The sequence below is a fragment of the Caballeronia sordidicola genome (assembly GCF_000729995.1).
Lineage (GTDB): Bacteria > Pseudomonadota > Gammaproteobacteria > Burkholderiales > Burkholderiaceae > Caballeronia > Caballeronia sordidicola_A.
Genome location: NZ_JNFG01000018.1, coordinates 1 through 25,686, shown reverse-complemented (window position 1 = coordinate 25,686; position 25,686 = coordinate 1). Strand labels below are relative to the sequence as shown.

Below are 25,686 nucleotides of genomic sequence, written 5' to 3'. Positions count from 1 at the left end.
TGAGGGTAAACAACGTAACGCAAGCGCTTGCGCAAGCGCTTGCCTTTGAATAAGCTTGGACCCGAGCTAGAACAAAAGAAGCGAAAATAGAGCAAGAGACAGGAGAAGAGATGCTCGTGTTCATTCGGCAAACCGGGTCCGGCGCGTTATGACTGCGCACCTCCTCGAATTGCGAGGGATCCAGAAACGTTTCGGCGGCGTGCATGCGCTGCGGGGCGTGGATTTTGACCTCGAAGCCGGTGAGGTGCACGTCCTGCTGGGCGAAAACGGCGCAGGGAAATCGACCTTGATGGGGGTGCTTTCGGGGGCGGTCGTGCCTGACGAAGGCGTCATCAGGCTTGACGGCAACCCCGTGCGTTTTGCTACGCCCCGCGACGCCCATAACGCGGGAATCGCGATGATCCCGCAGGAACTCGACCTCGTTCCGGGCCTCGATATCGCGGCCAATCTGTTTCTCGGCAATGAGATCACCAACAAGGGTGTACTGGCGGGCGCCGCGATGCGCAGCCAAGCACAGGATCTGCTGGCGCGCGCAGGCGTGTCGCTTGATGCAAGCCTTCCTGTTGCCAGCCTGAGGATGGGCGAGCGGCAGCTCGTGGCCATTGCCAAAGCCTTGTCGGCCAAGGCACGCATCCTGATCATGGACGAGCCGACCGCGGCCTTGTCAGCCGTCGAGGCGGACCATCTTTTTACTGTTGTGAAAGAGCTTGCCGGGCGCGGCGTCGGAATTATCTATATCTCTCACCGGCTCGAGGAAGTGACGCGCATCGCGGATCGCGTGACGGTGATGCGTGATGGCGCCGTGGTTGGAACCACGTCGCCCGACGCACCGCAAGCGACGCTCGTCCAGCTTCTTGTCGGGCGGCCGTTTTCCGATTTGTTTCCGGCACGCTCCGAGAAGATTGGAGCGCCTATCCTGCGGCTCGATCATGCCGCATTCGATCCCGACATCCCACGCGCCGGCTGGCAGGCTCCCCGCGATGTTTCACTGACGGTGCATGTCGGTGAGATCGTGGGTCTTGCAGGGTTGATGGGAGTCGGCCGGACAGAATTGCTGTCCGCGCTGCATGGCTTCGGCGCAAACGGGCGTTGGCGGGGTCTGGTCGAAATGCACGGCAAACCGGCGGCACTCGGGACTATTCGCGCGGCGCGGCGTGCAGGCATCGCTTATGTGACGGACGACCGGCGCGGCACGGGGCTGATCCTCAATCACACGGTTGGACAGAACGCGGTCATGTCGACGCTCAAGCGTGTCACGCCGTTTGGTCTCGTTTCACGAGCACTCGAGAGACGCCACGTGAAGCGCGCCCTCGAAGACTACGACGTGCGCCCGCGGCGCCCCGAAGCCAAGGTCGTCAACCTCTCGGGCGGCAACCAGCAGAAGGTCGTCTTCGCCAAGGAACTCATGAGCGAACCAGGCTTGCTGCTGCTCGACGAACCGACGCGCGGGGTCGACGTCGGCGCCAAGGCGGAAATCTATCGGCGCTTGCGCGGCCTCGCAAACAAGGGCTTGGGCGTGTTGGTCGCGTCCTCCGAACTGCCGGAACTTATCGGTTTGTGTGATCGGATCATTGTCATGCGTGCTGGCTGCACGATTCACGAATTTGGCGCGGCTCCCAGCGAGGATGCTGTCCGGCGGATCAGCGAGGGTGAGGGCCTGGCAGCATGAGCACAACTCCAACCTCCTCAGCCACGGCTCCGGTTCGTCCGCGTCACAGCCTGCTGGCATATCTGGTGCGTTTTCAGAGCCTGCTCGGGCTCATTCTGGTGGTGAGCGCGGGCATCCTGTTTTCCCCGCGCCGGCATGGCCATATTTTGTTCCTCGCGCCGGACAACATCGCCAATATCATCCGGTCGATTTCCGAAACCGGCATTCTTTCGCTCGGCATGACCTTTGTGATCATTGCGGCCGGTATTGATCTTTCGGTCGGAGCCGTGCTCGGCCTTTGCTCCGTGCTGACCGCAACCCTGCTGGTCAATGAAGGGTGGGGCCTGTGGAGCACGTTGTCGCTGGTCGTGGCGACGGGCGTGGTATTCGGCGCCATCCAGGGCGTGATCTCCACCAAGTTTCGGATTCAGGCGTTCATCGTCACACTCGCGGGACTTCAGGTGGCGCGCGGCCTGTCGTTGATTGCGTCCAACAATTCGTTCATCAACATCAACTATGGTGCCGGGCCCGGAAATGCACCGCCGGCCTTCGGGGTGCTCGGCGAGCGGATCGGCGGCGTCTTCCCGGTCGCGACCCTGGTGTTCCTCGTGCTTGCGGTGGTGGCAGCCTTTTTGCTCAATAACACGCGCTATGGACGCTACGTTGTTGCCGTCGGCGGAAACGAAAAGGCGGCTCGACTTTCCGGCATCCCGGTGAGCGCGATCAAGATTTCGGTCTACGCACTAACAGGATTCGTGGCCGCCATCGCGGGCATCGTTCACGCCGGACAGTTCTCGTTCGGCAGCCCCAACGACGGCGCGGGATATGAACTCACCGCTATTGCGGCGGTTGTGATCGGCGGCACGGACCTGTTCGGAGGAGCGGGCTCCATGATCGGCACGATCGCGGGCGCCGTCATGCTCGGCGCGCTGGCGAATATTCTGCAGCTCAACGACGTCAGCGCCGCCATGCAACTGCTTGCGACGGGCGCAATCATCGTGATCGCTGCTGCATTGCAAACCTATGTGGTCGGGCGCGGAAGCTCGGCTCGGTGAATCGTTGGGCGTGATTTCAAGAGGTGGTGGACGTTGCAGTGGGTCGGACGCATAAAAAACTTTCGCAACTTCGTTGCATAAGACTGGAGACGAAAAAAATGAAAGTAGTTCTAAGGACCACTTTGCTGGTTGCCGGCGCCGCTCTTGCATCGGGTGCGTGGGCAGCGGCCGGCAAGCCGCTTGCCAAGGAATGCGGGCCGGACAAGGATTACGTCATCGGCTTTAGCCAGGCGAACTTCAAGGAGCCGTACCGCGAGCACGTCAATCACGAGCTCGAACGCCTCGTGAAGAACTACCCGAAATTCAAGCTCGTTATCGCCGACGGACAGGCGACCGTGAACACCCAGGTGTCGCAGGTCGAAAACTTCATGACGCAACGCGTCGACCTGCTGATGATTTCACCCTTCGAAGCCGCTCCTTTGACACCGTCTGTATCGGCGGTCTACAAGGCGGGCGTGCCGGTGATCGAACTCGATCGCAAGACGAGTGGAGACAACTACACGGCCTTCGTGGGAGGGGACAACCGGGCGATCGCCAAGGAAGCGGGCGAGTGGGCCGCCAAGACACTGCTGCCCGACGGAGGCGAGGCGGCCATTCTCGAAGGCTTGCCGAGTTCGTCGCCCGCCATCGAACGTCTTGAAGGATTCAAGGCAGGCATTGCCAGCAATCCCAAGATCAAGCTCGTGGCTGTGCAGCCAGTCGACTGGATGGAAGACCAAGCGGTGACCGTATTTTCCGCCATGCTGCAATCGCACCCGGACATCAAGCTCGTTTATACGAGCAATGACCTTGCTGCCGCCGGTGCATACATCGCGGCCAAGCAGGCGGGCAAAGCGGACCAGGTGAAGATCATTGGCACGGATGGCCTGCCGGGTCCGTCCGGTGGCATACGTGCGGTCGCAGACGGCCAATGGGCCGCAACGTTTACGTACCCGACCGGCGCCGCCCAGGCACTCGAACTCGCCAAGAAAATCCTGATCGACTGCGCGACCGAGGTTCCCCGCAATATCCTGGTGCCCACTCAACGCATCGACCAGACCAATGCGAAGTCGCTCTTCGGCAAGGAGCAGTTCTAGGATTTTCATGCTCGCATGGAGCGCAATGCCAGGAGCATCCCGCGACCGGATCTCCTGGCGACATTGGCACACAAGGCATCCGAGATGAACAAGCCCATTGAAGCAACAATGAACACGAAGCGCCGGGCGGGTCTCGGTGTTCGTCTCCTGCGGTCCCGGGAGACGGGCATCATTGGCGCGCTTCTGATCATGATCGTGGCGCTGTCGATCTTCGCGCCCAACTTTGCGAGCGTCGACAATCTCCTCAACGACACGCGCAACCTCTCGTTCGTCGGGATCGTCGTCCTGGGGCAGGCCGCGGTGATGATCACCGGTGGTATCGACCTGTCGGTCGGCAGTGTCTGGGGCCTGTCCGCCGTCGCCTCCGCCGCGATGATGCAAGCGGGGATGGGCGTCGTTCCGGCGTGCGTGCTCACGCTCCTGATCGCGGCGTCAGTGGGCCTGTTCAACGGCTTGTGCGTGACCAAGCTGCGCATGCTGCCCTTTGTGCCGACGCTCGCGACCATGAGCATTGCGCGCGCGCTCGCCCTCATCATCACCCGCGGCAAGGCCATTGACGGCTTCCGGCCGGACGGCGATGCATTCTTCGCGCTCGGCGGCGGCGACATCATTGGCCTGCCCACGCCGTTCCTGATCTTCGTGGTCTTGTCGATCATTGCCGGCGTCGTGCTCAAACGTAGTGTGTATGGCCGCCAGTTGTACGCAGTCGGCGGCAACGAGCGGGCCGCCATGCTGACCGGCCTCGATGTAGACCGGCTGAAGATCAGCGTCTATGTCATGTCTTCCGTGCTGGCGGGTCTCGCCGGCATTATTGAGGTTAGCTATCTATCCTCGGCAATCTCCAACCAGGGCTTGGGCAAGGAGCTCAGCGTCATCGCGGCAGCCGTCATTGGCGGTACCGCGCTCAGCGGCGGCGAGGGCACCGTGATCGGCGTCTTCGTCGGCACCGTGATCCTCGAAGTGCTCCGCAACGGCCTCATCCTGCTTGGAACCGACGCCTACTGGCAAGGGGTTTTCGTTGGTTCTGTCATCGTCTTTGCAGTATTTATCGACCAGCTCAGGAAGGGCGTCTGGCGACGCCGGTGAGTGTTTTACCCATAACAATCTCTTGGAGGAAACAATGTCACGCTTATTGCTCGGAGCCGTAGCCGCCGCTGTTTTAGGACTTGGGATCGCAGGACAGGCCCAGGCCGCCGATAAAAAAGTGTTCGCCGTGGTGCCGAAAGCGCTCGGCGTACCGTTCTACGCCGATGCCGAAAAAGGCTGCAAGGAAGAGGCGGCCAAGATTGGGGCGGAGTGCCTTTTCACCGGACCTGCCCAATTAGATGACGCCGAGCAGGCTCGCATTGTCCGCGACCTGATCACCAAAAAGGTGGCGGGGATCGCGATTGCGCCGAACAATCCTGATTCGATCAGCAGCGTGATCAGTGCGGCATTGGCCAAGAACATTCCGGTCGTTACCTTCGACTCCGACGCACCGAAGTCCAAGCGTATCGCCTTCATTGGCACCAACAATGAGGCGGGCGGCGTGTCGGCAGGCGAGGCGTTCGCCAAGGCGCTTCCGAATGGCGGGAACTACGCGGTGATAACCGGCGGGTTGTCGGCGGCGAACCTCAACGACCGCATCAAGGGCTTCAAGTCAAAGCTCGGTGGCAGCTTCAAGGAGGTATCCGGTTCTCCTTTCCCTTGCAACGACGATTCCAGTACGGCTGTGCAACTGATCCAGGACATCCTTGCCAAGAACCCGAATATCGACGGCATTTTCTTCGCCGGAGGCTGGCCGATGTTCGCACCGGAAGCCTATACGCGAGCGCTGAAAAACAAGGCGGCCGATCTCAAGTCGGGTAAGTTCGTGATCGTGTCGTTCGATACCTTGCCTTCGCAGATCAAGCTCCTGAAGGAAGGGTATGCGACCACGCTGGTCGGTCAGCGGCCGACAAGCATGGGCACGGACTCGATCGATCAACTGGATAAACTGACCAAGGGCGAAAAGGTGCCCCCGGTCACGGACACAGGTGTGGACATTGTCGATTCATCGAACGTCGACAAATTTACGGCTGGCAAGTAGTCGACCGAGAACCGAAGCAACCGTGCGGGACGGCCTTTGCGCGCCGGCCGTCCCGTCTCTCTCAGCGCTAGTGAGTGCCGCCATGACCGTGCTGTTGAGCGTTGAACATATTTCAAAGACCTATCCAGGCGTCAAGGCATTGCAGGACGTGTCCTTTACGGTGGAGGCGGGGACCGTGCACGCGGTCATGGGCGAGAACGGCGCCGGCAAGTCGACCCTGATGCAGATCATTGCAGGCGCCCATCCGCCGACTTCGGGCAAATTGGTGTTCGACGGGCAGGAACTGCAGCTCTCCGGCACGAAGGATGCCGCCGGCAAGGGTATTTCGATCGTTTTCCAGGAGTTGATGCTTGTGCCGAACATGACCGTTGCCGAGAATATTTTTCTCGGCGCGGAGCCTCGCTTGGCGAGAGTGCTGGTCGACCGCGGTGCTCTGATTGCACAGGCGAGCGCTGCCATGGAACGCCTGGGCATTGCACTCGATCCCGACACCCGGCTCGGAGACCTGACGATCGCGCAGCAACAGCTTATCGAGATCTGCAAAGCGCTGATACATGAGCCGCGCCTGCTCATCCTGGACGAACCTACATCGAGTCTCTCGGAGGCCGACTCACTGACGCTGTTCAAGGTGGTGCATGACCTGCGGGATCGAGGCGTGACGATCCTCTACATCTCGCATCGCATGCGTGAGGTGTTCGACAACTGTGACGCCGTTACTGTATTGCGCGACGGCAAGCATGTCCGCACTACGCGGCTCACCGACACTTCGCCTGAAGAGGTGGTGCGCCTGATGGTGGGCCGCGATCTCGCGGAAGTGCGGCGCATCCGGCCCGAGAACGCAGAGCGGCCGATTGTTCTATCGGTGCAGGGCCTGGGCGATGGCAAACGCTACCAGGATGTCTCCTTCGCGTTGCGGCGCGGCGAGATCGTGGGTCTGGCGGGGCTTGTTGGCGCCGGCCGCTCGGAGGTGGCGCTCGGTATCTTCGGTGCGCCGCCGCCAACGGCGGGAACCATTGCGATGGAGGGCAAGCCCGTCAACGTCGCGAAGCCGCGCGACGCGATGAAGCTTGGGATCGGACTGGTCCCCGAAGACCGCAAGGACCAAGGCCTCGTACTCGGGATGGGGGTCGGCAGCAACCTGTCCCTCGCTGCCTTGGGTCTCGGCCGGATTTCGAACGCGGGCTTCATCAAGCCGGGGGAGGAATCCCGAATGATCGAAGGCTATGTAGAGCGGTTCCAGATCAAGACGCCGACGGTCGAGCAACTCGTCGGCCTGCTGAGTGGCGGCAACCAGCAGAAGGTGGTGCTTGCGAAATGGCTTGCCTCGAAGCCGCGCGTGCTGATCGTCGATGAACCAACGCGTGGCGTGGACGTCGGAACGAAGGCGGAGATCTACGCGCTCATGCGTGAGCTTGCCCGCGATGGCTTGGCCATTCTGGTGATATCGAGTGACTTGCCTGAGGTGCTGACGATTTCGGACCGCATTCTTGTGATGCGGGCGGGCCGTCTGGCGGGAGAAATCAGCTTCGATGACGCCTCCGAGGAACGCATCATGTCTCTTGCCGCTCTTGAACATGCCGATCCGGCTCATCCTGAGGTCAAGCCAACGGGGTTTGTGTCTTAGGCGTTTGCGGGCGGAGTGCAAGCACCTCGTCACACAACGTCTACCGCGCAATGACAGACGCGAGGTCCGGCTTTGAAAAATCGCAGAGCCGCCTGGCGAGGTCGGCCACCATTGAGTAGAGCGGCGTAGGCCCATCGTTGCGATAGATCGCGTAATAGCGCACCGCGGGCAAGCTCTGCGTCGAATGCAGTACGTTGAGCAAGCCCTGGTCTACGAGATCGGAGAAATACAGCGCCGGCAGATAGCTCACACCGAAGCCCGCCACCGTGAGTGAACTCAATGCGATCAGGCTATTGCCCGCGAACGTGCGGCGGATCGTCAGGTTTTTCGACTCAAACCACCGCTCGTAGATCGCGTCGACACCGGACGTGCCAATCTGCATCAGGATGGGATAGTTCGCAATTTCTTCCAGCGAGAGCACTCGCGAATCAGCAATCAATGACGGGCTCGACATCCAGTTGAGCTGGAGTTTTTTCAAGGGAACCGACGTGAAGCGCGGATCCTTGAGAACGCTCGGGGCGATGATGAAATCGATCTCGCCGTGCAGAAGCCTCGTGGCGAGATTGGTGCTGACATCAATTTCCGGTTCGAGAGACACCGTGGGGTAAGCCTGGCGAATCTCCTGCACGAGTCGCGGCAGAAACGTCAGCGCGATCAGTTCCGTGATGCCCAGGCGGAAGTGCCGCACGACTTCAACTTCCTTGCCCATGCGTTCGAGTAATCGATCGCGGGCCTGCAACATCTCCTCAGCGGCCTCCAGCAATTCCCGTCCTTTCGCTGTGAGCCGCACGGTGCGTCGGCTGCGATCGAACAGGGAAGCCACAAAGAAGACTTCCAGTTCATTGATGCGTTTTGAAATGGCCGACTGAGTCGTGTAAAGACGGTCCGCCGCTGCACCGAAGGTCCCGAGCTTGGCGACCCAATAGACGGCTTCCAGTTGCTTGAGCGTTAGCATGGTCTCATGCGCATCAAATGGTGTTCGCTGATGTTATTCAGTCGCCGGAGATCATTTCAGCGCCGGCTTCGGCCGGCGGCAGCGCTGAAGTATTGACCCATGTCGGGTGGTTTGCAAGGAAGCCACTACCTTACGACGCCATTTTTAACTCGATGACCTATGAATTTTATTCATCGGTCACGATGCCTATTACTCGTAATACGAGTTGCCACGGTTTGCGATACTCAGCTCTGCGGTAGGCTTTGAGACCACGGGGAAAAGAGCATTGCAGCGTGCCGTCAGTGCCCGGTCGAGACCCGCTCAAACCAGGCCGTTCCGAATCCGCGAGACCAACGACATGTCAGGAAAAACCCTATCAGAAAAGCTGTTGTCGCTTAGCTCGGGACGCAGCGTCAAAGCGGGCGATATCGCGATCTGTGAAGTGGATTGTGCTATGGGCACCGATGGTTCCATTCCTATGGCGATGGACTACTTCGCCGCGATGGGCGCTTCACGCGTTCATTCCCCCCACAAGCTGCTTTTTGCACTCGACCACTATGCACCAGCGCCCAGCCCGAAGGCAGCCATGTTGCAGGCGAGGATCCGGCATTTTGCACGCGAGCAGGGCATTCCGTTGTTCGATATCGGCGAGGGGATCGGCCATCAGATCGTGGTTGAACAGGGCCTTGCAGCGCCGGGACGGCTTCTCGTCGGTGCCGACAGTCATGCGGTGACCTACGGTGCAGCGAATTGTTTTGCGACCGGTGTTGGTTCATCCGATCTGGCGGGCGTGATGATGACCGGAAAGGTGTGGCTCAAGGTGCCTGAGTCGATCCGGATCAGGCTGCATGGCGAACTGCCGCCAGGTGTGTACCCGAAGGATCTCGCGCTTCATCTGGCGAAGCTGCTGGGCGCGGATGGCGCCGCGTATCAGACGCTCGAATTTCACGGCGAAGGACTCGACACGCTTGATTTCGAGGATCGATTGGTCCTTGCCAATCTGTCAGTCGAAATGGGAGCCAAGAACGCCGTGTTCCCTTTCGACGCAGCCTGTATGCGTTATCTCGACGGACGCGTCGCCGTCCCGTTGGAAGGCCTCTCTGCGGACGCGGATGCCATCTATACCCGAACGCTGGACATAGATCTCACGACGTTGTGCCCATACGTGGCACTCCCACATAACGTAGACAACGTCGCACGCCTCGACGAACTGGGTGAGGTGTCCATACAGATGGCCTGTCTCGGCACGTGTACGGGCGGCCGTGCGAAAGACTTTCGTCAGGCGCTGGCGGTGTTCCGTAAGTTCGGCAGGCCCGCTGCGGGCGTGCAACTGGTCGTCACGCCGGCATCGCGCGAAGCGCTGCACGAGCTGGCTCTTGGCGGTGAGCTTGCCGAGTTGATCGCACTGGGCGCCATTATCGTTACGCCGGGTTGCGGTGCATGCTGCGGCACGGCCGGCGCCATCCCCGAAGATGACGCGAATGTGATCTCCACGGCCAACAGGAATTTCAAAGGGCGAATGGGCAATCCAAGCGCCAATATCTTCCTGGCGTCGCCGGAAGTGTGTGCCGCGAGCGCTATAGCGGGCCGCATAGCCAGCCCGCAAACCCTCTCCAGGCGATAAAAGAATGACGTCACTATCCATCAAGGCTACTGCGCGGCGCTTTGGCGACGACATCAATACCGACTACATCATCTCTTCGCGACGCAAGCGGGAATCGCTCGATCCTGCCGTCCTGAAGGACTATCTGTTCGAGACCATTGCACCCGAATTCGCGGCCTCCGTGCGTCCCGGCGATATCCTTGTCGCGGGCAAGAATTTCGGCTGCGGCTCGGCGATGGAGGTCGCCGTGACGGCGGTGATCGGCGCCGGGATCAGGATCGTGCTCGCTCAAAGTTTTGCGCGGACCTACTTTCGCAACGCAGTGAACAACGGACTCTATCCGATTGAATGCGATACCAGCCGCATAGCGGAAGGTTGTGCCCTCCAGATCGATATGGGGCCGCGCATCCTGGTACATGGCGCGCTCGACGGCCACGAAATCGAGGCTGCGCCTATCCCGCACGACATTCTGAAAATCCTCGACGCGGGCGGTCTCGTGCCCTACCTGCGCGCGCATTCAACACTTTAATCCTCGTTACAGGACTTGCACTCATGAGCCATCAACCCATGCCTGGCTTTCGCATCATGCCAATGCCAGCGCCGATTCCGAAAGACCTTATCGAGCGCTTTCAGTCACTCGTTACTCCGCACATCAGCGACAACATGCACCGCTTGTGTGGCGTGATCGGGCTGAAACAGTATCACCGCCAGAAGAAGCTCGTGGGCCGCGCCATCACGGTCAAGGTGAGGCCGGGCGACAACCTGATGATCCACAAGGCGATAGACATTGCCGAGCCCGGCGATGTCATTGTCGTCGATGGTGGCGGTGAAGTGACGCAAGCGCTGGTCGGCGAGTTGATGCAGATGCACGCGCAGGTCCGCGGTGTCGCCGGCTTTGTCATCGACGGCGCAGTACGTGATGTCGCCGCGTTTTATGCGGCCGACTTTCCCTGCTTTGCGCGAGGCAACACGCATCGTGGTCCGTTCAAGGAGGGGCCTGGAGAGATCAACGTGCCGGTTGCTATCGGTGGTCTCGTGATCGAGGCCGGTGATCTGATCGTTGGGGATGAAGACGGGCTTGTCGCTATTCCCGCTGACCAGCTCGAGACCCTGCTGGCTGCCGCCACCGCTCAGGCGCAGAGGGAACAGCAACGCAAGGAGGCGATCCTCGTGGGCCAGGACAAGCGCGGCTGGATCGACATCTACCTGAAGCAAAAAGGCGTGATCGCCTAAGCATCTTTGACCTTCTCACGAGAGACCAAAATGAAACTGATTGCCGCCCGTATGGAGCGCATCAAACCATCGCCGAGTTCAATGGCCACGGCACGCGTGAAGGAACTGCGCGCGGCAGGCCGGGACATCGTAGGCCTGACCTCCGGCGAGCCGGACTTCGACACGCCGCCGCACATAGTCGAAGCTGCCTATGCCGCGATGAAGGCGGGCAAGACTCGCTACACGGTGGTGGACGGTACGCCGGAACTCAAGCGCGCCATCTGCGATAAATTCGAACGGGAGAACGGGCTGGTTTTCGCGCCGGATGAGATTACGGTCGGGAACGGCGGCAAGCAGGTCGTGTTCAACGCCTTGACGAGCACGGTGGAAGAGGGGGACGAAGTCGTTATCCCCGCGCCATACTGGGTGTCTTATCCGGACATGGTGCTGCTCAATGGCGGGCGGCCGGTCGTGGTCGAATGTGATGTGAGCAGCAACTACAAGATGACGCCGGAGCAGCTCGACGCGGCCATCACCGATCGCACCAAGTGGGTCGTGCTCAACTCGCCGTGCAACCCGACAGGGGCGACTTACACCGAGAGTGAACTCGTCGCGTTTGGCGAGGTGCTCAGCCGCCATCCCCATGTCTGGATCATGACCGATGACGTCTACGAACACCTCATTTATGACGGCCTGAAGTTCGCTACGTTTGCCCGCTGCAACCCGCATCTGCGTGAGCGCACGCTGACCATCAACGGTGTGTCGAAGGCGTTTGCCATGACAGGGTGGCGCATTGGCTACGCGGGCGGCCCCAAGGCGCTTATCAAGGCCATGGCCAAGCTCCAGTCGCAAAGCACCAGCAATCCGTCCTCCATAAGCCAGGCCGCGGCACTGGCCGCCCTCACCGGGCCAACCGATTTTCTTGCCGGCTGGCGCAGTGAATATCAGCGGCGGCGCGATCTCGTCGTGGAGAGCCTGAACGCGATCGAGGGTCTGAATTGTCCCCGTCCCACGGGCGCGTTCTACGTCTACCCCTCATGTGCGGGCGTCATCGGCAAGCGCACTCCTGGTGGTCAGGTAATCGGTAACGACACCGATTTCGTCATGTACCTGCTCGAGAGCCACGAAGTCGCGGTAATCCAGGGTGCAGCTTTTGGCCTGTCTCCGGCTTTTCGCATTTCATTCGCCACTTCCTTCGCGCAACTCGAAGAGGCGTGCAAGCGGATTGCGGCTGCATGTTCGGCGCTTCGTCCCTGACCTGCGTGCGAAGCGTGCGGTAACAACCATCGGACTATCGGGAAAGGAACGGAAAAATGAACAGTCTGCCTTATCGTGCCGCTGCCCTCATGGTGTTCGGCTGCGTGGCGCTCGGTGCTCACGCTCAGGATCTCACGGGACGGCTCGCATCGATCAAATCCAGGAATACGATCGTGCTGGGCTACCGCGAGTCGTCGGTGCCGTATTCCTACTATGACAATAACGACCACGTCATCGGCTATTCGCAGGACATTGCGCAGGAGATCGTGAAGGAGATCAAGACAGCGGTTGGTTCACCGGACCTTCAGGTTCGCATGATTCCGGTGAACGCGCAGAACCGTATCGCGCTGGTTCAGAACGGCACGATTGATCTTGAGTGCGGCGGGACGACGAACAACAAGGAACGCGCGCAGCAGGTTGATTTCTCCAATACGATCTCTGTGACTGAAACGCGCTTGCTGACGAAGGCGGACTCAAACATCCATTCGTTTAACGACCTGATAGGCAAGACCGTGGCGGTCACGACCGGTACGACATCCGAGCGTTACATCAGATCGTATATCCAGAAGAACAACGCGAACATCACGCTTGTCGAAGCACGAGACCACAGCGCGTCGTTCCTGAACCTCGAAACCGGTCGCGCCGCAGCCTTTTTCATGGATGCCGATGTGCTCGCCAGCGAACGGGCGACCGCACACCGGCCGGACGACTATGTGATCGCGGGGGAGCCGCAAACGCATGAAGCGATCGCATGCATGCTTCCCAAGGGCGATGCCCCGTTCAAGGCGGTCGTCGATCGAACCATCGCACGGCTTGAAACAAGTGGCCGCGGCCAGTCGCTTTACAACACGTGGTTCATGTCGCCGATTGCGCCCAAGGGCATCACGCTCGGGTTGCCGATGAGCGATTCTCTGAAGGCCATCTTTTCGCATCCGAACGATCGCCCGATGGACGATTGAACGGTCTTCCACGGGCATGCTGGTATCGGCTGTTTTGTTGATACCCGCACCAGGTGCACATGGACCCGCAACCGACGAAACGAGACCTGGCTTGACCCACTCAGCGCGCTGCCCAAAGTAGGCCACGCAACGTCAGTTCGCGGGCTTCCGGGACATCGAAGTCGGTGTTGATATGACCCAGCGACGAATAGAAAACCCTTCCTTTGCCCCACTGGCGTTTCCAGGCGACCGGCATGACGACGCCCGTTACTTGTGGCTCATGTTCTCGTACATACGGCCCGTTGAAGCAGGTGGTCGCGAGTACCTCGTTGCTCGGATCGAAATGCATGTAGTACTGCTCCGAGTGCATTGAAAAATCGGCGAGTCCAGCAACAACCGGGTCATCGGAGGCGGCGATCTGAACAGTGTAGTCGACGATGTTGCCAGGATGCGCGACCCATTGGCCCCCCACCATGAACTGGTAGTCGGTATTCGCGCGGAACGCGTCGCCGGCACCGCCGTGCCAGCCTCCGAAACCTGCGCCGCCACGAACCGCTGCGAGCAGATTTTGGGTATGCGTCTTGTCCAGCTGGCCCATGGTGAAGCAGTTGACGATCAGGTTCTGTTCAGCGAGCCGGTCACGGTCGAGGTACACGTCAAGGTCGTCGTGGATCTCTACCGCGAATCCCTGCTGCTCGAGCAGATTCGCGAAGCGCTCGGTCGTCAGGCGCGGCTCGTGGCCGTCCCATCCACCCCAGACCATCAATGCGGAGCGGCGCGATGTCAGGTTGTTTTCAGGCATGGGTGAATCTCTCGTTTGCCATGGTCAGGGGTTGCTCCGACATGGGCGCGGGTCGTTGGAAGCTGCTGTGAATCGAGACGGTCTGGCGCCGGTCCGCCGCGGCAAGAAAGCCGTGCATGACCTCGAGCACGTGGTAGCCAATCTCGCCGTCTGTGCGCGGCCGTTCACCCGTCTGGAGCGAACGTGCAAGGTCCGCAATACCAAGCCCTCGCGTGTTGTCGCTATAGGGATGCGAGAGCGGGACTTCAGTCCAGTCACCATCGCGAACCTTGATGCTTACCGGACCACCAAACGTGTTGGGGTCGGGCACACTCAGGCTTCCCTCTGTTCCATGGATCTCGATGAAGGGAAGCTTCGCACCCCAGATATCGAAGCTCGTCACAATTGTTCCGATTGCACCGTTGGCGAACTGCATCTGGCCGGCTACGTGCGTAGGCGTGTTCACGTCGATCTGCTGACCGCGTTTGGGCTTGCTCCCGATGACTCGCTTGGCAAAACTTGCGCGAGCAAATCCCGATACGGCATCGACGGGCCCGATGAGATTGACTAGCGCGCTCAGGTAGTACGGTCCCATATCGAACATCGGACCAGCGCCTGGCTGGTAGTAGAACGACGGGTCGGGGTGCCAGCCTTCATGGCCGTGGTTGGTCATGAAGGCCGTCGCGGCGATCGGCTCGCCAATAGCGCCGCTATCGATCAATGCGCGGCAGGTCTGGATGCCCGCACCCAGTACCGTGTCCGGCGCGCAGCAGATTTGAAGAGCGGCCGAGCGTGCCGCATCGATCAACCCGCGCGCTTCATCGAGATCGAGGGTCAGCGGCTTCTCGTTGTAGACGTGCTTTCCCGACTGTAGCGCGCGTCGCGCGACCTCTGCATGCCCGGCCGGATGCGTGAGATTGAGGATCAAGTCAATGCCGGGGTCGGCGTAGACCGCGTCGGCGGCAAGGACACGGGCAACCCCGTGCCGGAGCGCCGAAGCGCGTGCCCGTTCCATATCGAGATCCGCAACAGCGCAGACCTCGACGCCGGCGAATTTCGGAAGGTTGGTCAGGTAAATGTCGCTGATATAGCCGCAGCCGACAACCGCGACGCGCAACTTCTGATGGGGTGCTGAAGTCATGTAATGTTGCCTCGAACGAATGAACACGTGCCCATCGGCGGGCAAATGGAAAAAGATTTCACCCCGCTTTTCATCCCTTGACGGAGCCGACCATCATTCCTTTTATGATGCGTTCCTGGCCGAACGCGTAGGCGACGATCAACGGCAGGGAGGTCAGCGTGACGACCGCGAGCGTTGCTGGAATGTTCGATGCGTATTGACCCTGGAAGTCCCACACCGCGAGCGGCAGCGTGCGATTGGCCGGCGTCGAGGTGAGTACGTAGGCAAAAATAAACTCGTTCCACAATGCGATGGCGTTGTAGATGGCGACCGTGGCGAGTCCCGGCCCGGATAGCGGAACGAAGATGCGCCAGAAAATGGCGAACGGTCCGCAGCCGTCGAGCATGGCGGCTTCCTCCAGTTCACGCGGGATTTGGCGCATGAACTCCGTGAGAATGAAGATCGAAACCGGAAGGCTCGACGCTACATAAGGGCCGATCAAGGCAAAGGGTGTGTCGTAGAGTCCTGCGGTGCGCGTCATCAGGTAAACCGGTACCAGGGTGACGTGCAACGGCACGATCATTCCGGCGACCACCAGCGAGAAAATCGATCTGTTGAGGCGGGAGCTGATGCGCGCAAATACGTAGGCGGCCATTGAACCAGTCAACAGGATCAGTGCGGTCGACAAGCCCACAACGAACAGGCTATTGCGCAGATAAACCCAAAAACCGCCTTCAAGGACCGCTCGATAGTTGCTCAGGTCCAGGACCGACGGGAGCGACCAGGCCGATCCGGAATACGTGTCCTGCTGGGATTTCAGGCTGGTTACCACGACGAACAAAAAAGGTAGTGTTGTTACCGCGAGCCAGCCGACGCCGAGCGTCAGGACCATTGCACGCGATACGGAAAACCTGGGCGCGCGAAATGGGGTACTCGATTCAAGGTGAACGTTGGGGATCGCTTTCATATCTCCGTCTCGAAACGGCGTGTGAGGGTCAGAGTGACGCTGGCGACGACCAGCACGATCAGGAACATTGCCGAGGCGATGGTGCTGCCGTAGCCGAGTTGAAACGAACTGAAGACTGTGCGGTACATGTAGGTCGCCATGAGCTCCGACGCGCCGTCAGGCCCGCCGCCGGTCATCACGAAAATCAGATCGAAATAACGCAGCGAACCGATCACGGCAAGCAGCACACCGGTGCGCAAGGTGCCTTGCAGATGCGGCAACTCGATGTGCCAGAACACCCTCAGTGGAGAGGCCCCGTCAAGGCGCGCTGCTTCACGAAGTTCGGGCGAGAGGGAGGACAGTCCAGCCATGAAGAGAATCATGTAGAACGGGATGTTTTGCCAGCAGATGACCGCTAACGTGGCGCCTAAAGCGAAGCGGCCGTCACCCAGCCAGTCTTGCGCCAGATTGCCAAGTCCGAGGGCGTTCAAAGCCGCGTTTAACGGACCGAAATTCGGGTCATACACGTTCTTGAACACGACCCCTATGGCGACGCTCGACATCAGCAGCGGCAGGAAATATAGGATCTTGAGCGTACGCGATCCCCGGCCTGCCTTGTCGAGCATGACGGCAAGAGTCAATGCGATCGGCATCTGTATGAGCACGGAGAAGACTGCGAGTATCAGGTTGTTGCGTACCGCTTTAAAAAAAGCGGGATCATGCGAGAGATGAATCCAGTTCTGAAGACCAATGAAGCGTCCCGTGGTGCCAAGTCCGTTCCAGTCGAGCGTCGATAACCGGAAGCTCGAGATCAACGGGTAGAGAAGAAAGAGGCCGAGCAAGGCAATAGCGGGTGCAAGAAACGTAGCTGAGACCATCGCGGAGGGTCTTCCCAGACGCGATCGCTTCGGCAGGGACATCATGCGAAGCTTCGTAGAACTCACATCTTCCTCCAGTTTGTCGATTGAATCGACGATCAGGCGGACGCGCTGCTTGAACGAAACGCAGGCGTTTAGTGTCAGTAGCGTTAATTGAGGTCTTTCTTCGCCTCAGCTTCCATTTGTTGTGCGGCTTCCTGCGGACTCATCGTTAAGCCGAAGAGCGCCTGCGTGGTGTTTTTGTGCAATTCGCCGAGGGCTGGTGGCAATTCCTGGTCGTACCAGAGTTGCACCGCAGGCGCGTCAGACACCGTCTTTAGAAAGCGTTTAAGCATAGGATCGTTCACTTCCAGGTTCTTGACCGGTGGTATGCGCGTGTCCGCCACGCGTTCTCGCATGGATTGATCGTCCGTCATCGACTGGATCAAGCGGAACGCCGCCTGAGGATCCGCGCAGGCCTTGGAGATACTGTAGAAGTTATCGCCCACTGTGCCGATAACGTCGTCCGGATTGCCTTTTCCACCCGGTACGGAAGGGAAGGGAAAGTAGTCGAGCTTCGAATAAAATGCCGGATTCTCCGCCTTCACGGTCGACGCTTCCCAGCTCCCGATGAGTTCCATCGCCGCACGCCCGGAATAAAGAAGGCGCCTTGACGCGCCTATGTCGTAGTCAAGTCCATTGAATCCCTGCGCGAAAGCGCCAGCCTTTACCAGTTCCTGCAGGCGCGTTCCCGCTTCTACGAAGGCAGGATCGGCGAAACTGCCGCCCGGCGCCCGCATGACCGCGCGGCGCACCACGTCAGAACCTCCTATACGGTCGACCAGGTACATGTAGTACATGGACCCGGTCCATTTGTTTTTGTTTGCCAACGCAAACGGCGCGATATTGTTCGATTTCAGTACGCTGATCACATGGAGCAACTCGTCCCAGGTCTTCGGGGGTGTCAGCTTGTACTTGTCGAAAATCTCCTTGTTGTAGAAGACAACCGCTACCGATGTGTTCTCGGCGGGGATGGCCCAAACCTTGTTGTCGAAGGTGGCCGCCGGCCAGGCGGTTGCCAGGAAGCGGTTTTGGAAGGATGCGTTTTGCTTGAGATAAGGCGTGAGATCAACCACCTGATTCGACTTCACATACTCGCGCAGAGGACCGCCTCCCCAACTCGAGAAGACGCAGGGCGGCTGGTTCGCACCAAACGCGATTTTCAGCTTGGTTTTGTATGCATCGTTGAGGACATGAGATGACTCGACCTTGAAGCCGGGGTTCGCCTTCTCAAAACGCCCCGCCGCATCGTTGATGATCTTCGGACCCGCGCCGACAGTCTGTGAATCCCATTCGGTAAGCGTCTTCGTCTGGGCCGCGGCAGTGCTGGACCACCCCAACGAACCGAGGGCTGTGGCGAGGGCTGCGCAGGCTGTGACAAGGGTCCGGCGGCGGTTCAAGACTGAAACGATTCCGTTCATATCTTTCCATTTTTAGTTATAAAATGTTTTGTAACGTTACCGCTAACGTTGTGTAACAATAATAGGGAGCGGCCATCCTCTGTGAAATGCGTATTTACCCGAGCCGGGACATGACTTCGGACCGCGTACTTCAACGGATGCGCTGCACGGCAATAGCTGGCTGTAATGATTAGTTAATCTTACTAAGTTGATTCGTGACCATGGTAAAACAGAGCCCGACGTTGGCCCGGCTCGCGGAGCTGGCCGGCATTTCCCAGATGAGCGCGTCGCGCGCCATCAACGACCGTCATGGGGTGTCGCAGCAGACACGCGACAAGGTTTTGCGCATTGCCGCGGAGATCGGGTACGTCGCCAACCGGACCGCACAGAAACTGTCAGGCGGACGTACCCGGATTGTCGGCTTGCTCACGCCGGTGCGGCAGGATCAGTTTGTCAGCGAGTTAATCGTCGGGGCGGGCCGGGCTGCCCGAAAAGCTGGATATGAAATGCTTGTGTATCCGATGTTCGACGAGGATCGTGAGACTCACCACAATGTGTTGTCGTTACTGCAGCAGTTTTCGGACGGGTTGGTGGCTATCCTTCCACACGATGACGCGCCTTATCTAAAGGCGCTGAATGAGGCGAACGTGCCTATCGTAGTGGTCGATCAGCGTGGTGTTTTTCCGCAGTATCCCTCGGTTGCATCGGACAACTACGAGGGTGCGCGTCTGGCGGTGCAGCATCTGGCTGAACTCGGCCATACGCGGATTGCGTTTATCAGCGGTGATGAACGCCTGACAGCAGCGCACGACAGGGCCCGCGGCTTTAACGACGCGATGCGGCAGCACGGCCTGCGTCCTGAAGCGAGCTTGACGGCAATCGGACGCTTCAGTCAGGCGATGGGGTTCAAGGCGGCATCGCATCTGTTGAAGTTGAAGCGGCCGCCGACCGCGATCTTTGCCGCGAACGATTTGAGCGCGTTTGGTGCGATCGCCGCGGCGCGCGAACTGGGAATGCGTGTCCCCGAAGATGTTTCCGTGATCGGGTTCGACGATGTCCCCATGGCGTCGCAGGTTTATCCCCCACTGACAACCGTTCGTCAGCCGTTGCAGCAGATGGGGAGATCGGCGGTCAACATATTGCTGGCCCGGATTGCCGGGATCGAATCGCCCTCGGATCGCATCACGTTGCCGACGGATCTGATTGTGCGCGGCTCGACTGCGCGACTCGCGGAAAAACAGGTGGCGCAGCGATAGACAAAGGCTACCAACGCATACCGCGCGGGATCTTCAATAGTCTTAGCACCGGGCGCGCTATTCGGGACTGTAATCTAACGCTGCTAGCATTTCGATTCCCTTCTACTTTATATAGTCATATGAAAAAGACCATTCTCGCCGTCATCACCGCCGCTCTCACGCTTGGCGCGTTTTCATCCGCTTTCGCAGAGGATCACCATCACCGCGTATGCCACAAGGTGAAGGTGCATGGCCACTGGCAAAACCGCTGTCATTAACTGATGTCATGGGCGGTGACGCCAGCAGCCGCCCAAGACGGCATCTCTCCGCGTCGAACCGCGGCGTGTCCTTCAGCTACTCGATCTGCTCAGGCCGAACGACGTAGCGCTGAAAACGGCCATTCGCGCAGCGCCCTGCTAGTCGCGAAAATCGGCTTTCCATTTCACCTCCGCCAAGCGAAGCCGTTCGAGCTTGTACGCGAATAATCGCAATTCCTACAGCAGCATCCCGATAGCGAGACGATTGAACGCATTCATCAACGCGATGGCCAATGTCAGATCCGAGATTTCCGCATCGGAGAAGAGCGCCTTCAGCGGGGTGTAGCGTTTGTCGGGAGCACCTTGTTCGGCGACGTGCGTCAACGTCTCGGCCCATGCGAGCGCGGCGCGCTCCCGTGCGTCGAATAGCTCGCTGACACGCCATCCCGCGAGTTGGTCGAGCTTGCGTTGCGCGACACCGGATTCGCGCAACGTCGACGAATGTTTGCCGAGACAGAATGAGCAACCGTTGATCTGCGAGATGCGCAGATAGATCAATTCGACCATTGGTTGGCCGAGGCTACTCTCGGAAAGCGCTTTGCTGGTGGCCAGAAGACCGTGGTAAGCGGCGGGAGATAGTGTCGTAAAAGGAAGGCGAAGTTGGCTCATGATCAGACTCTGAAGGTGTGGAAAAAGGGTGGTAGAAAAAGTGAAGCGAGTTGAAGCAAAAAGTTCATGCTGACGGCATAGACGTGGTCGACTCGGGTTTAACACCGGCAAAGAGTGGCGTTTGCGATAACTGCTGCCGCGCGCTCGAAAATGCGGCGCTCACCGCCTCTTCACTTCCGACCAGTCCCTGCAGATAGATAAAGTGACTATTAGTAATGCCAATCGTCTGCAGTGCGTGGCGCAAATAGTCGGACAGGAAATCAGGTTGTCGCGCTTGCGGCCCTTGGTGAAAACCACCAGAACTCACGATGATGTAAGTCGGGCGATCGGCTAAGAGACCGACTTTTCCATCAGGACCTGCCGAAAAAGAGCGTCCAATCCGCAACACGTGATCGATCCACAACTTCAGCGTCGCCGGCACGGTGAAGTTATGCATCGGCGTGGCGATCAACAGGTGGCGGCTGCGCTCCAGCTCATCGATCAACTGCTCCGATTGCCGAAAGGCGGGGTCATCGAAGGGAGTGCGCTTTGTCAGTGCCGCCCCGTACGCGGTACTCAGCGGCGGCAGTGGATTCGCTGAGAGGTCGCGTCGATTCACGCTCATTCCCGGATGTCTTTCGCTAAGCGTTTTAAGCAGCGCGTCGGCGAAACGATATGCGTGCGAAGCCTGTTGATTCGGGCTCGCGCTCAAAAATAAAAAGTCTTTCATACCGCATCCCGTTGGTGTTGCTTCAAAGGCAACGGCTGGACAAAATGCATGCCGCGCGCCAACAAGCCCTGACGGAAATAAAAGCGCTGCGCCAATGCCATATGGAGGCCGGTATCCAGGACAAGGTGCTAACATCCCAGACGCGTCGCTTCGTTGCGCACCGCCGTGATCAGGAAAGCGCCGAGACCTTGCTGACGCTCGCTTGCGTCGATGACCAGATCGTCGACATAGACGAAGCGGCCATATATGAGGTTTTCCGTTGCGCGATAACCGATCAGGCCCACGATCCGCTTATCCATATAGGCGCCAAGCAGCCGATATCCGTGCGCGTATTGACGCGCGATCTGTTCGCTGAACGCGGCCTCGTCGGTCAGGTGTGGGCGCAGTTCGCGCATCAGCGCGAAGCCTGCCCGCTGCAGCATAGAGTTGTCCAGTTCCTGAAGTTTCATGGTTGGTGCCATCGCTGTACCTCTTTGTTCGTCATCGTTGAGGTACTTTAAGCGATTGATGTCATACTCTATAGAGCCAAGAAACGTGAATTCGAGTAGGACATGACAAACAGGACATGACGCTTCCATTCAGTCCCATCAATGCCGCGACAGCCGGCCCGATCTATCGCCAGATCTATCTGCGTATTCGCCAATCCATTGCGGACGGGGTGTTGCGTCCGGGAGACCGTGTGCCGTCGGTGCGGGGACTGGCGTCCGAACTGAATCTGGCACGCGGTACCGTTGAATCGGCCTATCAAATTTTGATCAGCGAGGGCTATCTGATCGCCCGTGGGCCGGCCGGTACGGTGGTCTCGCCAGAAATCAGATTGCCCGAGTTGGCTGGGCAGGCCAGCGTCGTGCCGGAGACTGCGCCGTGGTCGGAACATACCGGCACAATGCCGCTGCCGCTGCAGATGGGACTTCCCGCGCTGGATGTTTTCCCAAGCAAGGTCTGGAACCGCCTGGCGGCGCGTGAGATGCGCCAAAGCGGTGTCCAGGATCTGATTTATCCCGATCCGCAGGGGCATGCGCCGCTGCGTGCGGCCATTGCCGGGTATCTGGGCGTATCGCGCGGCGTTGCCTGCTCGCCGGATCAGGTTTTTATATGTGCCGGGTATCGCGCCAGCCTGGATCTGATCTGTCGCGCTGTATTGCGCAGTGGAGACGCATGCTGGTTTGAAGATCCCGGCTATCTCATGGCGCGGCGCTTCCTCACCAATGCGGGAATGAAGCTGCTGGCGGTTCCAGTCGATGACGACGGTCTGGATGTCGAGGCCGGTATCAAGATGCACGCGAGCGCACGTTTTGCGTTGGTCACCCCCAGTCACCAAAGTCCGCTGGGCGTGTCGTTATCTCTTTCACGCCGATACGCGTTGCTGGACTGGGCAAGAGCGGGCGACCGCTGGATCATTGAAGACGATTACGACAGTGAATACCGGTATAGAGGGCGGCCGCTTCCTGCGTTGAAGAGTCTTGATACAGGCAGCCCGGGGAGAGTGCTGTACACGGGCACCTTTAGCAAGGTGCTCGCGCCGGGGTTGCGTCTGTCGTATCTGGTGGTCCCGCAAGAGCAGGTGACGCAGTTCGTTGAAACCGCTGATCGAATGCAGAATCAGTGTCCGCGTTTGCTGCAGGCGACCCTGGCAAGGTTTATCGAAGAGGGCTATTTCGCGCGGCATATCACTAAAATGCGGAGCGTCTACGCGGATCGCCGCGCGATGCTTGGCGGTGCGCTGGGCGCCGCATTGGGTACGCGCGCGCAAATTCGTCTGCAAGCCGGCGGCATGCATCTCCTTGCGATGCTCGAAAACGGCTCGGATGATGAGGCGATTGCGTTGCGCGCAAGAAGCCTTGGATTGTCGGTGCAGGCGTTGTCGACGTGGTATGCCGGAGCAACATCAAACCGGGGACTGATGACTGGATTCACCAATGTCCGGTCCACTGAAGAGGCGAGCGCATTGTCTCGAACTCTCGTTAGTGCTTTTTGACCGGAAGCGTGGAATGCGGCAGGAGCAGACAAACATCCGCTATCTGCTTTGCCGCAAGAACGGCTGTTTTTGCCTCGAAGCTGTTACAGGATCGTTGAATGTCGAAGGGCACGGGAGGGTCGGTTGCGGTCCTGGTTTCCTCCCGGATGATTGCGCGGTACTGAATGAATCGACGCGATCAACGTGACTCAGGTGGGCCTGGTTCGCCCCCGGCAAGCTGAAAAGCCAGTGCAGCGTTGCGCCGCAATATGTCTACATACTGCGGATCAGCACACAGGCAGCAGGCCGATCGTCAGTGTCATTCCTTTTTCGCCTTCGGTTGTTGGGGTTGCTGCTGCCGGTCAGATCCGCGTTGCGTCGGCGCCCTGGTACATGCGTCCGGGGGCGTTACATAGGGCACGTCTTCGCAGCAGCAAGCGTAAACCGGAAACCCGTACGCGTTCGTGCCGATGATGGTCGTTGGCCCGTGCAGCGAGCACATCGCTTTCATGGCGCTCCTCAAACTCATTGGATAACTGCTCCTACGGTACACGCGGCGCTCCAGTTCGGCATGGCCGTCTTCGGGCTCAGTCCGGCCCGGAAGCAGTCAATCGACATCGGTGTCCGCGGCGTCAGCAATCCACGCTTTCAGCTTTGTACAGGGGAGGCAGCGTGAGCGCTGCCTTCACCACGCGCAGCGATCTTTTTGCCGTGTCGAAGTAATGAGCCCACCGCGAGGAATTGAATGGCGCTGTTCAGGAGAGAAAAAGGGACTTGAAATTGTTCCCCAAAAAGAATTTAATTCAAGCTACGTTCATGTAGCCGTGATTTTCTTGTCGACAACGAGCACTGCGAACCAACTCCGTTTCGTGCGTGGTAGTGATTGCTTATGCGGCGAGGAAAACGCCAAGGTCGCGGCCAAACACCCGAATCAACCAACTGAGTAGCAGGATTGAGGATTGAGGATTGGCTATCGAATGGTGTTGGTCCGAATTCGAAAGACCAACCTCCCGGCGACAAAAGCACCGGTGAGGCCAGACGAGGGACGGGGAAATGTCGAATGTTGCAGGCAAGGCCTACGCAATGAATGTGGTTACGCCTATGCCCCCGCATCGGACATGGATAAACCGCTTCCTGTTCATGATCGCGCGGGCGCTTCCGGCATCGCTGAGCGGACTTCTCGGCCTGTCGATCATCCATTTCGCACGCTGGGTGTTTATTCGGCAGCGGGACTGGCCCGACCTGGGGCAGCCCAAGTCCGACCTCGCCAATGATTACATGCTGTTCGTCAGTAATTTCAATGGGACGTGGGACCAATATATTGATGCCTTTGCGGACGGTATTCCCAGTGGCCTCGACCTGTTCTGGTATGCCAGCACGAAGTATCCACATTCGATTCCGATCACGCCGTTCAAGGATTACATCCGCGCAAACCAGATCGATACGGACTACTACTATAACGCGACCCCCGGCGCTGCCCAGCGCGATATCAAGGCGGCGCTACGCGTGCGGGCAAAACTGATCGAATTGACTGGGCAACATGCGAAACTTTCTCCCGTGGCTTTTGCAGAAACGTATCGAACCGCACTGGTGAAGGTGCAGAACGATCTCGGCACGCACGGGCTGGCGCCCGTGGCATCGAACGACACGGCTAATGCGGACATCAACCGGCAAGCCTTCATCGATCGTGCCTGGCCCTAGCAAGAGGTAGCTTGTCTTGAACCTTGACGGTGGTCACTATTTCCTTACTGTAATGTCGCCGGTGCAGGTCGATCCCTGGAAGGATGCGGCCGGCCGAGTGACGTCCCCCACTTCCTCGCTGCGGGAAGTGCTCGCGACGCTGCCTACTGCGGCGCAAAGCGCCGCATGCGTTGCCGGGGGGCGTGAAAGCCCCTTCTCGCGCTGCGAGCGCACGCACTTTGCCCGCTTCGTGGTGATTGACCAGCCTGCATTCAATGGCCGCGTTCCGGTCGACTCCCTCGTTGATGCAATCAGGAAGACAGACCTTCTCACGGATCAGCATGTTGATGATGTGTCGACTGCGTGGCTGCTTTGGGCAGTTGATTTCGATCCCGGCACTGATCGGGCCAACGACGCAGATGGCAGCCTGCACGACTACCTCGTCAACCTGTGGAACGTGATGGGCGCCGAGCTGGCCGCGATTTATCGCCATTGCTATGGCTTCGAGGCAGTGAAGAACGGCGAGGATTTTGCGCGATACATAAGGCGCTGCCAGGTCGAGACGACGATGCCTTTCAACGATTATTGGATTACGCCGCC

General features: G+C 59.2%; 23 protein-coding genes and 1 pseudogene. 15 read left to right on the top strand and 9 right to left on the bottom strand.

Annotated elements, in window-relative coordinates; translation table 11 throughout:
• Positions 1–148 precede the first annotated feature (148 nt).
• The 6 genes from FH08_RS0117945 (at position 149) to FH08_RS0117920 (ending at position 7,471) form a co-directional block, all read left to right on the top strand.
• Positions 149–1,669, top strand: coding sequence for a sugar ABC transporter ATP-binding protein (locus FH08_RS0117945; protein WP_031359655.1), 1,521 nt, complete (start codon positions 149–151; stop codon positions 1,667–1,669).
• On the top strand, positions 1,666–2,703 hold the full coding sequence (locus tag FH08_RS0117940) for an ABC transporter permease (protein ID WP_031359654.1): 1,038 nt from the start codon (positions 1,666–1,668) through the stop codon (positions 2,701–2,703). Before FH08_RS0117945 ends, FH08_RS0117940 begins: the two co-directional genes overlap by 4 nt.
• Before the next feature lie 98 nt (positions 2,704–2,801).
• A complete protein-coding gene (locus FH08_RS0117935) occupies positions 2,802–3,779 on the top strand; it encodes a substrate-binding domain-containing protein (protein ID WP_031359653.1) in 978 nt (325 codons plus the stop codon).
• Positions 3,780–3,863: 84 nt separating this feature from the next.
• Positions 3,864–4,865, top strand: a complete 1,002-nt coding sequence (locus FH08_RS0117930) for an ABC transporter permease (protein ID WP_031359652.1) — start codon at positions 3,864–3,866, stop codon at positions 4,863–4,865.
• A gap of 34 nt (positions 4,866–4,899) precedes the next feature.
• Positions 4,900–5,847, top strand: coding sequence for a sugar-binding protein (locus tag FH08_RS0117925; RefSeq protein ID WP_031359651.1), 948 nt, complete (start codon positions 4,900–4,902; stop codon positions 5,845–5,847).
• Positions 5,848–5,929: 82 nt separating this feature from the next.
• Positions 5,930–7,471 carry a sugar ABC transporter ATP-binding protein gene (locus tag FH08_RS0117920; protein WP_051888351.1) on the top strand — a complete coding sequence of 514 codons (1,542 nt, stop codon included), beginning with the start codon at positions 5,930–5,932 and terminating at the stop codon, positions 7,469–7,471.
• Between the two features lie 40 nt (positions 7,472–7,511).
• On the opposite strand, the gene FH08_RS0117915 is transcribed toward FH08_RS0117920, so the two are convergent.
• Positions 7,512–8,426: a LysR family transcriptional regulator gene (locus tag FH08_RS0117915; RefSeq protein WP_031359649.1), complete on the bottom strand. Its 915-nt coding sequence runs from the start codon at positions 8,424–8,426 to the stop codon at positions 7,512–7,514.
• Positions 8,427–8,763: 337 nt separating this feature from the next.
• Here FH08_RS0117915 and FH08_RS0117910 point away from each other — a divergent pair, with 337 nt between their 5' ends.
• The 5 genes from FH08_RS0117910 to FH08_RS0117890 are packed head-to-tail and all read left to right on the top strand — an operon-like array spanning position 8,764 to position 13,436.
• A complete protein-coding gene (locus FH08_RS0117910; RefSeq protein WP_031359648.1) occupies positions 8,764–10,029 on the top strand; it encodes a 3-isopropylmalate dehydratase large subunit in 1,266 nt (421 codons plus the stop codon).
• Between the two features lie 4 nt (positions 10,030–10,033).
• Complete coding sequence (locus FH08_RS0117905) at positions 10,034–10,537, top strand: alpha-IPM isomerase (protein ID WP_031359647.1); 504 nt, start codon at positions 10,034–10,036, stop codon at positions 10,535–10,537.
• A gap of 23 nt (positions 10,538–10,560) precedes the next feature.
• Entirely contained in the window at positions 10,561–11,241 is a 681-nt protein-coding gene (locus FH08_RS0117900) for an RraA family protein (protein WP_235210398.1), read from the top strand.
• Between the two features lie 30 nt (positions 11,242–11,271).
• Entirely contained in the window at positions 11,272–12,477 is a 1,206-nt protein-coding gene (locus tag FH08_RS0117895; RefSeq protein ID WP_031359645.1) for an aminotransferase class I/II-fold pyridoxal phosphate-dependent enzyme, read from the top strand.
• 56 nt (positions 12,478–12,533) lie between these two features.
• On the top strand, positions 12,534–13,436 hold the full coding sequence (locus tag FH08_RS0117890) for a transporter substrate-binding domain-containing protein (RefSeq protein WP_051888350.1): 903 nt from the start codon (positions 12,534–12,536) through the stop codon (positions 13,434–13,436).
• A gap of 100 nt (positions 13,437–13,536) precedes the next feature.
• Here the strand turns inward: FH08_RS0117890 and FH08_RS0117885 are convergent, their stop codons facing one another.
• The 5 genes from FH08_RS0117885 to FH08_RS0117865 form a co-directional block, all read right to left on the bottom strand.
• On the bottom strand, positions 13,537–14,217 hold the full coding sequence (locus FH08_RS0117885) for a ThuA domain-containing protein (protein WP_035566539.1): 681 nt from the start codon (positions 14,215–14,217) through the stop codon (positions 13,537–13,539).
• Positions 14,210–15,337, bottom strand: a complete 1,128-nt coding sequence (locus tag FH08_RS0117880) for a Gfo/Idh/MocA family protein (protein WP_031359642.1) — start codon at positions 15,335–15,337, stop codon at positions 14,210–14,212. Before FH08_RS0117880 ends, FH08_RS0117885 begins: the two co-directional genes overlap by 8 nt.
• Before the next feature lie 70 nt (positions 15,338–15,407).
• Entirely contained in the window at positions 15,408–16,283 is an 876-nt protein-coding gene (locus tag FH08_RS0117875; RefSeq protein WP_235210397.1) for a carbohydrate ABC transporter permease, read from the bottom strand.
• Positions 16,280–17,206, bottom strand: a complete 927-nt coding sequence (locus FH08_RS0117870) for a carbohydrate ABC transporter permease (protein ID WP_235210396.1) — start codon at positions 17,204–17,206, stop codon at positions 16,280–16,282. Before FH08_RS0117870 ends, FH08_RS0117875 begins: the two co-directional genes overlap by 4 nt.
• A gap of 83 nt (positions 17,207–17,289) precedes the next feature.
• Complete coding sequence (locus FH08_RS0117865) at positions 17,290–18,600, bottom strand: extracellular solute-binding protein (protein WP_031359639.1); 1,311 nt, start codon at positions 18,598–18,600, stop codon at positions 17,290–17,292.
• A 200-nt stretch (positions 18,601–18,800) separates the two neighbouring features.
• Between FH08_RS0117865 and FH08_RS0117860 the strand changes: the two genes are divergently transcribed.
• A complete protein-coding gene (locus FH08_RS0117860) occupies positions 18,801–19,835 on the top strand; it encodes a LacI family DNA-binding transcriptional regulator (protein WP_031359638.1) in 1,035 nt (344 codons plus the stop codon).
• A gap of 473 nt (positions 19,836–20,308) precedes the next feature.
• Here the strand turns inward: FH08_RS0117860 and FH08_RS0117850 are convergent, their stop codons facing one another.
• The 3 genes and pseudogenes from FH08_RS0117850 to FH08_RS48480 form a co-directional block, all read right to left on the bottom strand.
• Positions 20,309–20,740: a carboxymuconolactone decarboxylase family protein gene (locus FH08_RS0117850; protein WP_031359637.1), complete on the bottom strand. Its 432-nt coding sequence runs from the start codon at positions 20,738–20,740 to the stop codon at positions 20,309–20,311.
• A gap of 64 nt (positions 20,741–20,804) precedes the next feature.
• The gene (locus tag FH08_RS0117845) at positions 20,805–21,449 is read right to left on the bottom strand and encodes an FMN-dependent NADH-azoreductase (protein ID WP_031359636.1); all 645 of its coding nucleotides are present in this window, start codon (positions 21,447–21,449) and stop codon (positions 20,805–20,807) included.
• A pseudogene (locus tag FH08_RS48480) lies at positions 21,446–21,910 on the bottom strand (GNAT family N-acetyltransferase). The gene FH08_RS0117845 and the pseudogene FH08_RS48480 overlap by 4 nt, the downstream one beginning before the upstream one ends.
• Before the next feature lie 104 nt (positions 21,911–22,014).
• Between FH08_RS48480 and FH08_RS0117835 the strand changes: the two are divergent.
• The 3 genes from FH08_RS0117835 to FH08_RS0117825 all read left to right on the top strand — a co-directional run.
• The gene (locus FH08_RS0117835) at positions 22,015–23,427 is read left to right on the top strand and encodes a PLP-dependent aminotransferase family protein (RefSeq protein ID WP_031359635.1); all 1,413 of its coding nucleotides are present in this window, start codon (positions 22,015–22,017) and stop codon (positions 23,425–23,427) included.
• A 1,032-nt stretch (positions 23,428–24,459) separates the two neighbouring features.
• Entirely contained in the window at positions 24,460–25,107 is a 648-nt protein-coding gene (locus FH08_RS0117830; protein WP_031359634.1) for a hypothetical protein, read from the top strand.
• Positions 25,108–25,159: 52 nt separating this feature from the next.
• Positions 25,160–25,686 (top strand): hypothetical protein (locus FH08_RS0117825; RefSeq protein WP_200878761.1); only part of this gene is annotated, 527 nt, incomplete at its 3' end.